This is a genomic window from Amnibacterium sp. (assembly GCF_025463795.1).
GTDB lineage: Bacteria > Actinomycetota > Actinomycetes > Actinomycetales > Microbacteriaceae > Amnibacterium.
Map to the genome: position 1 here is coordinate 1 of NZ_JAODBE010000024.1, position 10,640 is coordinate 10,640.

Genomic DNA, 10,640 nt, shown 5'->3' on the forward strand with positions numbered 1-10,640 from the left:
CGGCTTCGACCGCGTGCTCGCGCCGCTCGCGGACGAGCTCGGCCTCGACCGCTGGCGCGCCAACGCGCTCGGCGTCGCGGACGAGCGGCTCACCGGCCGGGTGGACGGCCCCATCGTCGACGCGGACGCGAAGCGCAGCGCCCTGCTCCGGTGGGCGGCCGAGGCGGGCGTGCCGCGCTCCCGGACCGTGGCGATCGGCGACGGCGCGAACGACCTCCTGATGCTGGACGCCGCGGCCCTCGGCATCGGGTTCGACCCGAAGCCGGCCGTCCGCGACCGCGCCCAGGTCGTGCTGCCCGGCCGCGACCTCACGCCCGTGATCGGGCTGCTGGGACTGGACTAGCGAGCCGGACCGCGCGATCGAGCGAGGAACCGCCTCCGCCCGGGGTACGTGCGGGTCAATGCCCCATGCCGAGGCCGCCGTCGACGGGGATCACGGCGCCGTTCACGTACGCCGCCTGATCGCTCGCCAGCCAGAGGACCGCCTGCGCGACCTCGCGGGGCGTCCCGAACCGCCCGGCGGGGACGCGTGAGAGGTAGTCCTCCATCGTCGCCTTCGGCACGGAGGCGATCATGTCGGTCTCGACGAAGCCGGGCGTGACGACGTTGGCCGTGATCCCGCGCGCCCCGAGCTCGCGCGTGACCGCGCGGGCGAACCCGATGAGCGCCGCCTTGGAGGAGGCGTAGTTGGCCTGCCCCGCCGAGCCCAGGAGGCCGACGACGCTGCCGATCAGGATCACGCGACCGAAGCGGGCCTTCAGCATCCCCTTCGATGCACGCTTCACCACCCGGAACGCGCCACCGAGGTTGGTGGTGACGACGGAGTCGAAGTCCTCCTCGGTCATCCGCAGAAGAAGGGTGTCCCGGGTGATGCCGGCGTTCGCCACGACGACCTCCACCGGGCCGAGGGCCTTCTCGACCGCCTTGAAGGCGTGGTCGACGCTATGAGCGTCACGCACGTCGGCATGCACGATGAGGGCACCCTCCGGGCCCTCTCCCGTGCGCGCCGTGACCGCGACTCGATGGCCGGCGGCGATGAACTCCTCGGCGATGGCATAACCGATCCCGCGATTGCCGCCCGTGACGAGCACAGTCCGTGCGGTCATCGCGCACCCCTTCCCAGTGAACCTTCCGGGAGCCTATCGGGGCCGCCAGGACGCCCCCTGCCGGGGGCGTAGCCTGGCGGCACTGTGGTCCACCTGATCAATGCGCCGGCCCTGCGACGTCGCTCGTCGCCCGAGGTCCAGTCCGCCACGTCGCTCCGGAACTCGCCGCTCGAGGACCGGAAGAAGCGCATGCGGAAGTACACGATCACGATGAGCGTGCGCACGGTGTGCCTCGTGCTGCTGGTGGTCGTGCCGGACTGGTGGCGGTACATATTCGGCGTCGGCGCCGTGATCCTGCCGTACATTGCCGTGGTGCTCGCGAACGTGGGATCGAGTGGGGCGGCCGAGCCGGTCCGCCCCGGCGTGGTCCCGCCCCCGGCGATCGAGCAACGCCGGCAGTGATCGTCGGCGCGGCCGCAGGGCCGTGCTCGAGGGCGGGCTGCCGCGCGGCCGCGACCTGGCGGATCGACTGGCGCAACCCCCGCCTCCACGACGCGACCCGGACGAAGACCTGGCTCGCGTGCGACGAGCACCGCCCGTTCCTGGTGGACTTCCTGACCGCCAGGGACTTCCCGCTCGAGGTGCGCCCGACGGTGGTGACCTAGGCGATGCACCAGGTCCTCGCGGTCCTGCAGGCCCTCGCCCGCGACGGCCGGTGGCGCAAGCCGCTCGCGCTCGCCGTCGCCTTCGCGATCGGCTGCGCACTGCTGTCGTGGTGGCAGTTCGCGAGACGTGCCGAGACGGCGCACGCGAACGCGCTCGTGGTCGCGAACTACAACGCCGAGCCCCGGCCGCTCGGCGACGTCCTCCGCGGACTCGGCGGTTACTCGTCCGATCAGCAGTGGATGCAGGTGCAGGTCACCGGCACCTACCTCGTGCGGGACCAGCTGCTCGTCCGCGACCGGCAGCTCGGTGGCAACCCGGGATTCGAGGTGCTCACCCCGCTGCGGCTCCCGGACGGCGACGTGTTCGTCGTCGATCGCGGCTTCCTCAACGTGGGTACGAAGCAGGACCGGCCGGACACCGTCCCTCCTCCCCCGTCGGGCCGCGTGACGGTCGTCGCCCGGCTCCAGGCGAACGAGCACGCGATCCCGGGGCGCAGCGCGCCGGCCGGTGAGATCCCATCGATCGACCTCGGCGCGGTGGCGAAGGACGTGGGCGCGCCGACCTTCACGGGCGCGTACGGCCTCATGGTGAGCGAGACGCCGCCGGCCGCCAGGAACCCGATCCCGCTCGAGCCGCCGTCGTTCGGTGACGACGAGGGCACGCACCTCTCCTACGCGATCCAGTGGATCATGTTCGCCCTCATCGCGTTCTTCGGCCTGGCTTGGTCCGTCCGGCGCAGCCTCCGCGATGCCGGCGACCCGGACATCCTCGAAGCGGACGAACGCGCGGCGGCCCGACGGAGCACCCGCGCGCCGTCCGACGAGGCGGTGGAGGACTCCCTCCTCGACGCGGACCGGTAGCTCGACGCCGACCGCGGCCGACCCGTCACATCAGGCCGGAACGCTGAGCGGGCGTCGACGCACCCCGGGCGATGACCCGCGTGCCGATGTCAACTGACACTGATCAGGTCCGCGTAGTCCGGGTTCCAGTGGTCCTCCGTGCCGTCGGGCATGATCAGCACCCGCTCCGGGTTCAGCGCCTCGACCGCCCCCTCGTCGTGGCTGACGAGCACGACGGCGCCTGCGTAGTTCGCGAGCGCGCCGAGGATCTCCTCGCGGCTCGCCGGGTCGAGGTTGTTCGTCGGCTCGTCGAGGAGCAGCACGTTCGCCGCCGACACGACGAGCATCGCGAGGGCGAGCCGCGTCTTCTCGCCGCCGGACAGCACGCCGGCACGCTTTTCGCCGTCGTCCCCGGTGAACAGGAACGACCCGAGCACCCGCCGAGCCTCCGTCGCCGAGAGGTTCGGCGCGGCGGAGAGCATGTTCTCGAGCACGCTGCGCTCGACGTCGATGGTCTCGTGCTCCTGGGCGTAGTAGCCGATGCGGAGCCCGTGGCCGGGCTCGACGGCGCCGGTGTCGGGCGCGTCGACGCCGGCGAGGATCCGCAGCAGCGTCGTCTTGCCCGCCCCGTTCAGGCCGAGCACGACGACCTTCGAGCCGCGGTCGATCGCCAGGTCGACGGCGGAGAAGATCTCGAGGGAGCCGTACGACTTGCTGAGGTCCCGCGCCATCAGCGGCGTGCGGCCGGACGGTGCCGGATCCGGGAACCGGAGCTTCGCGACGCGGTCGGACTGCCGCACCTCCTCGAGGCCGGACAGCATCCGCTCGGCGCGGCGCACCATGTTCTGCGCCGCCACCGCCTTCGTCGCCTTGGCACCCATCTTCGCCGCCTGCAGCTGCAGCGCCGACGCCTTCTTCTCGACGTTCGCGCGCTCCCGCTTGCGACGCTGCTCGTCGCTCTCCCGCTGCTTGAGGTACGCCTTCCAGCCCATGTTGTAGACGTCGAGCACCTGGCGGTTCGCGTCGAGGTAGAAGACGCGGTTGACCACGTCGCCGACGAGGTCGACGTCGTGGCTGATGACGATGACGCCGCCCTTGTACGTCTTCAGGAAGTCACGGAGCCAGACGACCGAATCGGCGTCGAGGTGGTTCGTCGGCTCGTCGAGGATCAGCGTGCCGGCGTCGGAGAAGAGGATGCGGGCCAGCTCGATGCGGCGCCGCTGGCCGCCGGAGAGCGTCGAGAGCGGTTGCTCGAGGATGCGGTCGGGCAGCTTCAGGTTGGACGCGATCGCGGCCGCCTCCGCCTCCGCGGCGTAGCCGCCACGGGCGAGGAACTCCTCCTCGAGCCGGGCGTACCGGCCGAGCGCCTTCTCGGCGACCAGCGGGTCCGCGGACCCCATCGCCTCGGTCGCGGCGGCGAGCTGCAGCGCGACGGTGCCGATTCCGCGGGCGTCGAGGATGCGGGTGCGGGCCAGGTGCTGCGGGTCGCCGGCGCGCGGGTCCTGCGGCAGGTAGCCGATCTCGCCGAAGCGCTCGACGCGGCCGGCGCTCGGCTGCGCGTCGCCCGCGAGCACCTTGGTCAGGGTCGTCTTGCCGGCGCCGTTCCGGCCGACGAGACCCACCTTGTCGCCGTCGCCCACCCGGAACTCGACGTCGGACATGAGCAGGCGGGCACCCACGGTGATCTCGAGATCGTGCACGGCGAGCACAGCGAGACCTCGATTCCGGTGGAGGGAACCCACGACGGGCTCCGGGAAAGCAGCCCTCTAGTGTAGTTCAGGGCCCGCTGCCGGGCCGTCCGCGTGCAGACCCTAGGAGTGCCGTTGTCGACCGTCTCCCTCGCCCCGCGCCGCCCGGTCCTCGCCGACCGGGTGCTCCCCCGGTCCCTCGTCGTCGACGCCGCACTCGTGCTCGCCGGCGCCGCGCTGACCGCCGGCCTCGCGCAGCTCGCGATCCCGATCTGGCCCGTGCCGATCACGGGGCAGACCTTCGCGGTGCTGCTCGTCGGCACGACGCTCGGATCGCTCCGCGGCGCCCTCTCGATGGCCCTCTACCTCGTCGCCGGCGTGCTGGGCGCGCCGATCTTCGCCGAGCAGCACTCCGGGAACCTTTTCGCGCTCACATCCGGCGGGTTCATCATCGGCTTCATCGCCGCCGCCGCGCTCGTCGGATGGCTCGCGCAGCTGCAGTGGGACCGGGTCGTGCTCCGCACGATCGTGTCGTTCCTCGCCGGCGCGGCGGTCATGTACGCCTTCGGCCTGCCGTGGCTCGCCATGGTGCTGAACGGGTTCGGCCCCTCGGTCTGGCACGGCGCGCTGCGCTACGACTCGCTCTGGGCGGCGGTGTGGGGTGCCGGGTTCTTCCCGTTCCTGCTCGGCGACGCCCTGAAGGCGCTGCTCGCAGGCCTGCTCCTGCCCCTCGCGTGGAGGGCGCTCGGCCGCTCCGGTCGAGCGAAGTAGTCCCGGCGCCCGCGAGCACGGGGACGGGTCCCGTCAGAGGGTGACGTGGAGCGCCGGGACGTCGGGGATCGTGGCGGTGAACGCGTTGCTCGCCCAGCCGGCGATGGTCCCGCAGTTGCCGCCGTTCCAGGCGCCGGAGACCACGCCGGACGCCTTCTTCCAGTCGACGGTGTTGCCGGCGACCTCGATCGCCGAGCACGCGGTCCCCTGGCCCCACACGTAGATGCCCACGTTGGACGACGTGCGCTGCTGCCCGAAGACGGTGTTGCCGGTGACGTGGATGTCACTGCCTCCGGAGACGCCGATACCGATCTGCCCGGGGTTGATGAGCGTGTTCCCGCGGACGACGATGTGCGAGCCCCCGCCGTCGCCGACGAGGATCCCGGACCCGCTCGGGCTCACCCAGTCGGTGCCCTCGAAGGTGTTGTTCTCGATGACGAGCGGGGTCGAGGCGCTCGATCCGCCGCTCTTGTAGATCGAGACGATGTCCTCGGTGTTCCCTCCGATGCCGACGTTGCCGCTGATCGCGCCACCGGTCGAGTTCTCCCACTGGGTGAAGTTGCCCCGGTGGGATCCGTTGCGCTGGTAGGGCCCGGTGATGTTCCGGTACCGGTTCGACGTGATGGTGACGTCGGTCGAGTTGACGACGTAGATCGGTTCGGCGTCGTCGAGGAAGTCGTTCTGGGTGATCGTGACGTCGCTGCAGTTGCGGATCGTGATCGCGGGCACGTCGTTCCCGATCCCGCTGAACGTGAGTCCGCTGATGGTGACGTGGGACTTGCCGTTGCAGGTCACGGCCGGCGACGACGGTCCCGAACCGAACGCGGCCGTGGACCCCGCCGGGACCGTCGACGGGGTGGACGTGGTGGGCGTCGGGCTCGGCGAGTCGGTCGGGACGACGGGTGACGGGGTCGTGACCGCCGGTGTGGTCGTGCGCGTGGTGGGCGTCGGCCGGACGACGGGTCGGTGGGTCAGGGCGGGCCAGGTGGGGACCGGCGTCCAGCGAGCCGCGGCAGCCGCGCTCGGCGTGCCGATCACCGGCCGATGGACGGTGCGGCAGAGGTGCATCGCGACGGCGACGCGGGCGAGGGCGAGGGCGTACGGGGACCCGTGACGACCGCACGACGCCGCCGAGATGCGGCCTGCGGGATCGGCCTGCACACCCTGCGTGCTGGCGACCGCGGACGCACCTACCAGGACGACGGTCACGACCGCGACGCTCGCGAGCAGCCCACGCAAGGCGCCGCGAGGGCGGCGTCCCCGGTGGCTCCCGTGCGGTCGAGGCCGTCGGGAGCCGTCGCGCTGCTCCGTCGCTTCGTACCAGGTCGTCCGTCGCATCATGGCGTGTCCTCACTGCCGGCCGCACGCCTCGGCGTGCAACGGGCGGGTCGAGCCGGACCTACGGCTCCACCCCGTTCTCATCGTCTCGCGTCCCGAACAGCGGCAGCACGTGGCCGCCCGAATCCGTGGACCGTACGCCCGCGCCACATCGCAGCTCGGTATCGACGCGGCGTGTCGGCGAATGGGATGAGGATCCCGCGCTAGGGATGCGGCCGGGCGGATCGTCGTCTCCGCCGTTCGAGGCGCACGAGGCGCAGCCCGCCGCCGGGAGCCGACCTGTGGAACGGGAGGCCGGGCCGCCGCACGGCACCGGCCCGACGCCCACAGCGCCTCGGCCGCGCTCGCGCATCCACGACCATGGGCACCAGCGTCAGATCTGGAAGCCGATGGCCCGCATCATGTCGCGGCCGTCGTCGGTCATCCGATCCGGTCCCCAGGGCGGCATCCACACCCAGTTGATGCGGAACCGCTCAACGTGGCCGTCGAGGGCCTGCGCTGTCTCGTCCTCGATCACGTCGGTGAGCGGGCAACCGGCGGACGTCAGCGTCATGTTGATGACCAGGGCGTCGTTCTCATCGTCCCAGTTGAGGTCGTAGATCAGGCCGAGGTCCACCACGTTGACACCGAGCTCCGGGTCGACGACGTCCTTCAGCGCCTCGGAGATCTCGTCGAAGCGGTCCGGCGCGAGGGAGACGGTGCTCATGACGCCACCGGCTCGCCGACGTACCGGTCGTAGCCCTCGTCCTCGAGCCGATCCGCGAGCTCGGGGCCGCCCTCCTCCGCCACCCGGCCGGCGACGAAGACGTGCACGAAGTCGGGGGTGATGTATCGGAGGATCCGCGTGTAGTGGGTGATCAGCAGCACGCCGAGCCCGGTGTTCGCCTTCGCGCGGTTGACGCCCTCGGAGACGATCTTGAGGGCGTCGACGTCGAGGCCGGAGTCGGTCTCGTCGAGGACGGCGAACCGCGGCTTCAGCAGCTCGAGCTGCAGGATCTCGTTCCGCTTCTTCTCGCCGCCGGAGAAGCCCTCGTTCACGTTCCGCTCGGCGAACCCCGGGTCCATCCGGAGCGCGGCCATCGACTCGCGCACGTCCTTGACCCAGCCGCGGATCGCGGGCGCCTCGCCGTCGATCGCGGTCTTGGCGGTGCGGAGGAAGTTGGAGACGGTGACGCCGGGGATCTCGACCGGGTACTGCATCGCGAGGAAGAGTCCGGCGCGGGCGCGCTGGTCGACGGTCATCGCGAGCACGTCCTCGCCGTCGAGCAGGATGGCTCCGGACTCGACGTGGTACTTGGGGTGCCCGGCGATCGTGTAGGCGAGGGTCGACTTCCCTGAGCCGTTCGGGCCCATCACGGCGTGGGTCTCGCCCTCGTTGATGCGGAGGTCGACGCCGCGCAGGATCTGCTTGGTGCCCTGGTCGGTCTCGACACTGACGTGGAGGTCGGCGATGGTGAGCGTTGACATGCGGTGTTCCTTCGGTCGGGCCGCCGCCGTCAGGCGGGCAGCTCCTCTGCGGGGATCGGCGTGGGGTCGACGAGCACGTCGGAGCCCTCCACGCTGACCCGGAAGACGGGGACCGGCTGGTAGGCCGGCAGGGTGAGCGGGCGACCGCTCGCGAGCGAGAATTTCGAGCCGTGAGCCCAGCACTCGAGGGTGTCGTCCTCGACGAAGCCCTCGGCGAGGGAGATGTCACCGTGGGTGCAGGTGTCCCCGATGGCGTGGATGGTGCCGTTCGAGTCCTGCACGACGGCGACGGGCGTGCCGCCGAGGTCGACGCGCAGGGCGGTGTCGACCTCGAGCTCGTCGACGGCGCAGACGCGGATGCCGGTGCTCATCGAGGCTCCCCCGCGAGCTCGGCCTCGATCGCGTCGTGCAGCCGGGTCTCGAGCTCGGGCACGCCGATCTTCTGCACGACCGCGGCGAGGAATCCGCGGACGACGAGGCGTCGCGCCACCTCCTCGGTGATGCCTCGGGCCTGCAGGTAGAAGAGCTGCTCGTCGTCGAAGCGGCCGGTGGCGGAGGCGTGGCCCGCGCCGGCGATGTCGCCGGTCTCGATCTCGAGGTTCGGCACGCTGTCGGCACGGGTGCCGTCGGTGAGCACCAGGTTGCGGTTCTGCTCGTACGAGTCGGTGCCGGTGGCGTCCGGGCCGATCAGCACGTCGCCGACCCAGACCGTGTGCGCCCCGGCGCCCTGCAGGGCGCCGCGGTACTCGACCCGGCCCTTGGTGTGGTCGGCCTGGTGGAACAGGAAGACCTGGCTCTCGAGGTGCTGGCCCGCGTCGGCGAAGTAAACGCCCAGCAGCTCGCCCTCGGCACCGGACCCGGCGAGGGTCACGGCGGGGTTCACCCGCACGACGAGGCCGCCGAGCGAGACGACCACGTGCTTCAGCCGCGCGTCGCGCCCGACCCTGGCGAAGTGGTTCGCGACGTGGCGGGCGTCGTCCGCCCAGTCCTGGAGCGTCACGACGGTCACCTCGGCGGAGTCGCCGACGAGGATCTCGACGTTCTCGGCGAGCACGGCCTCGCCGGCGTTGTCGAGCACGACGACGGCCCGTGCGAACGGGGCGACGTCGATGATCGTGTGCGCGGCGCGGGGAGTGCTGCCGAGGCGGTCGCGGCGCACGGTCACATGCACCGGCTCCTCACCGGCGATGCGGATGTCGAGGGCCTCCGCGAAGTGCGACCAGGCGTTCGCGGACGCCCGGTCCTCCGGGATGCCCGCCGTGCCGATGCGCGCATCCGTCCGGTCGGACCAGCCGACGGTCGAGGCGCCGTCCCCCTGCACGGTGATGGGGTAGCGGCCCCCGTCGAGCTCGCCGTCGATCAGCGCGCCGAGGCGGTCGACCGGCGTGAGCTTCCAGCCGGCCTCCCGGCCCGTGACGGGCGGGAACGCGGTCACGTCCGTGGAGGAGAAGCGCTCGTTGCGGGTCTGGACCGGCACCGCGGATCGCTCGTGCCGGCTCGTCGCGTCCGCGATGAGCCCCCGTCCGGTGGGCCCGGCCGGCCGCGTTCCCGTAGCGCTTCCCCCGACGTTCGTCTCGCCGGCCGGCGTCGAGCGGCCTGTGGTCGTGGTCGCAGTGGTCTCGTTCGTCATCCGTGTTCCGGCGCTCAGCCGACGCTGCCTTCCATGCCCATCTCGATCAGCTTGTTGAGCTCGAGCGCGTACTCCATCGGGAGTTCCCGCGCGATCGGCTCGATGAAGCCGCGCACGATCATCGCCATCGCCTCGTCCTCGGGCATGCCGCGGCTCATCAGGTAGAAGAGCTGCTCCTCGCTCACCCTCGAGACCGTGGCCTCGTGGCCGAGCTGCACGTCGTCGACGCGGATGTCGATGGCCGGGTAGGTGTCCGACCGGGAGATCGTGTCGACGAGCAGGGCGTCGCAGCGCACCGTGTTCGCGGAGTGATGCGCGTTCGGGTCCATCCGCACCTCGCCGCGGTAGCCCGCGCGGCCACCGCCGCGCGCGATCGACTTGGAGACGATCGACGACTGCGTGTACGGGGCCATGTGGATCATCTTGGCGCCGGCGTCCTGGTGCTGGCCGGGACCGGCGAACGCGACGGAGAGGGTCTCACCCTTGGCGTGCTCGCCCACCAGGTAGATGGACGGGTACTTCATCGTCACCTTCGAGCCGATGTTGCCGTCGATCCACTCCATCGTCGCGCCCTCGTGGGCGATGGCCCGCTTGGTGACCAGGTTGTAGACGTTGTTGGACCAGTTCTGGATGGTCGTGTACCGCACGCGGGCGTTCTTCTTCACGACGATCTCGACGACGGCGGAGTGCAGCGAGTCGCTCTTGTAGATCGGCGCCGTGCAGCCCTCGATGTAGTGCACGTACGAGTCCTCGTCCGCGATGATCAGCGTGCGCTCGAACTGGCCCATGTTCTCGGTGTTGATCCGGAAGTAGGCCTGCAACGGGATCTCGACGTGCACGCCCTTCGGCACGTACACGAACGAGCCGCCGCTCCACACGGCGGTGTTCAGCGACGCGAACTTGTTGTCGCCCGCAGGGATGACGGTGCCGAAGTACTCGGTGAAGAACTCCGGGTGCTCCTTCAAGGCCGTGTCGGTGTCCATGAAGATGACACCCTTCTCCTCCAGCTCCTCCTGGATCTGGTGGTACACGACCTCGGACTCGTACTGGGCGGCGACGCCGCCGACGAGGCGCTGGCGCTCCGCCTCCGGGATGCCGAGCCGCTCGTACGTCGCGCGGATGTCCTCGGGGAGGTCCTCCCACGACTGCGCCTGGCGCTCGGTGGACTTCACGAAGTACTTGATGTTGTCGAAGT

Annotated in this window: 13 protein-coding genes; 5 read left to right on the forward strand and 8 right to left on the reverse strand. The window is 71.0% G+C overall.

Annotated features, from left to right (window positions below):
• Positions 1-343, forward strand: a 343-nt coding sequence (locus JWQ92_RS01870; protein WP_297342755.1) for a haloacid dehalogenase-like hydrolase, incomplete at its 5' end; no start/stop codon positions are given.
• 55 nt (positions 344-398) lie between these two features.
• On the opposite strand, the gene fabG is transcribed toward JWQ92_RS01870, so the two are convergent.
• On the reverse strand, positions 399-1,106 hold the full coding sequence (fabG, locus tag JWQ92_RS01875) for a 3-oxoacyl-ACP reductase FabG (RefSeq protein WP_297342756.1): 708 nt from the start codon (positions 1,104-1,106) through the stop codon (positions 399-401).
• Between the two features lie 84 nt (positions 1,107-1,190).
• Here fabG and JWQ92_RS01880 point away from each other — a divergent pair, with 84 nt between their 5' ends.
• From JWQ92_RS01880 to JWQ92_RS01890, 3 genes are read left to right on the forward strand one after another with little or no spacing between them, the layout of a single operon-like run.
• Positions 1,191-1,508 carry a DUF3099 domain-containing protein gene (locus tag JWQ92_RS01880; RefSeq protein ID WP_297342757.1) on the forward strand — a complete coding sequence of 106 codons (318 nt, stop codon included), beginning with the start codon at positions 1,191-1,193 and terminating at the stop codon, positions 1,506-1,508.
• Positions 1,505-1,711, forward strand: coding sequence for a hypothetical protein (locus JWQ92_RS01885; RefSeq protein ID WP_297342758.1), 207 nt, complete (start codon positions 1,505-1,507; stop codon positions 1,709-1,711). The genes JWQ92_RS01880 and JWQ92_RS01885 overlap by 4 nt, the downstream gene beginning before the upstream one ends.
• Before the next feature lie 3 nt (positions 1,712-1,714).
• Positions 1,715-2,572, forward strand: a complete 858-nt coding sequence (locus JWQ92_RS01890; protein ID WP_297342759.1) for an SURF1 family protein — start codon at positions 1,715-1,717, stop codon at positions 2,570-2,572.
• 89 nt (positions 2,573-2,661) lie between these two features.
• On the opposite strand, the gene JWQ92_RS01895 is transcribed toward JWQ92_RS01890, so the two are convergent.
• Complete coding sequence (locus tag JWQ92_RS01895; RefSeq protein ID WP_297342760.1) at positions 2,662-4,260, reverse strand: ABC-F family ATP-binding cassette domain-containing protein; 1,599 nt, start codon at positions 4,258-4,260, stop codon at positions 2,662-2,664.
• 114 nt (positions 4,261-4,374) lie between these two features.
• On the opposite strand from JWQ92_RS01895, the gene JWQ92_RS01900 reads away from it, so the two are divergent.
• Positions 4,375-5,010, forward strand: a complete 636-nt coding sequence (locus JWQ92_RS01900; RefSeq protein ID WP_297342761.1) for a biotin transporter BioY — start codon at positions 4,375-4,377, stop codon at positions 5,008-5,010.
• A gap of 33 nt (positions 5,011-5,043) precedes the next feature.
• Here JWQ92_RS01900 and JWQ92_RS01905 read toward each other — a convergent pair whose 3' ends face one another.
• From JWQ92_RS01905 to sufB, 6 genes are all read right to left on the reverse strand, one after another.
• Positions 5,044-6,219 (reverse strand): right-handed parallel beta-helix repeat-containing protein, encoded by a 1,176-nt coding sequence (locus JWQ92_RS01905; RefSeq protein WP_297342762.1) that lies wholly within the window; start codon positions 6,217-6,219, stop codon positions 5,044-5,046.
• Positions 6,220-6,721: 502 nt separating this feature from the next.
• Positions 6,722-7,054, reverse strand: a complete 333-nt coding sequence (locus tag JWQ92_RS01910) for a metal-sulfur cluster assembly factor (protein WP_297342763.1) — start codon at positions 7,052-7,054, stop codon at positions 6,722-6,724.
• The gene (gene sufC / locus JWQ92_RS01915) at positions 7,051-7,815 is read right to left on the reverse strand and encodes a Fe-S cluster assembly ATPase SufC (protein WP_297342764.1); all 765 of its coding nucleotides are present in this window, start codon (positions 7,813-7,815) and stop codon (positions 7,051-7,053) included. Before sufC ends, JWQ92_RS01910 begins: the two co-directional genes overlap by 4 nt.
• 29 nt (positions 7,816-7,844) lie before the next feature.
• Positions 7,845-8,186, reverse strand: a complete 342-nt coding sequence (locus JWQ92_RS01920) for a non-heme iron oxygenase ferredoxin subunit (RefSeq protein ID WP_297342765.1) — start codon at positions 8,184-8,186, stop codon at positions 7,845-7,847.
• On the reverse strand, positions 8,183-9,445 hold the full coding sequence (gene sufD / locus JWQ92_RS01925) for a Fe-S cluster assembly protein SufD (RefSeq protein ID WP_297342766.1): 1,263 nt from the start codon (positions 9,443-9,445) through the stop codon (positions 8,183-8,185). The genes JWQ92_RS01920 and sufD overlap by 4 nt, the downstream gene beginning before the upstream one ends.
• Positions 9,446-9,459: 14 nt before the next feature.
• A partial coding sequence (gene sufB / locus JWQ92_RS01930) for a Fe-S cluster assembly protein SufB (RefSeq protein WP_297342767.1) occupies positions 9,460-10,640 on the reverse strand: 1,181 nt, incomplete at its 5' end.

Coding starts and splice junctions, on each gene's coding strand:
- fabG (WP_297342756.1), bottom strand. CDS start 1,106: ATGACCGCACGGACTGTGCTCGTCACGGGCGGCAATCGCGGGATCGGT.
- JWQ92_RS01890 (WP_297342759.1), top strand. CDS start 1,715: ATGCACCAGGTCCTCGCGGTCCTGCAGGCCCTCGCCCGCGACGGCCGG.
- JWQ92_RS01910 (WP_297342763.1), bottom strand. CDS start 7,054: ATGAGCACCGTCTCCCTCGCGCCGGACCGCTTCGACGAGATCTCCGAG.
- sufC (WP_297342764.1), bottom strand. CDS start 7,815: ATGTCAACGCTCACCATCGCCGACCTCCACGTCAGTGTCGAGACCGAC.
- JWQ92_RS01920 (WP_297342765.1), bottom strand. CDS start 8,186: ATGAGCACCGGCATCCGCGTCTGCGCCGTCGACGAGCTCGAGGTCGAC.
- sufD (WP_297342766.1), bottom strand. CDS start 9,445: ATGACGAACGAGACCACTGCGACCACGACCACAGGCCGCTCGACGCCG.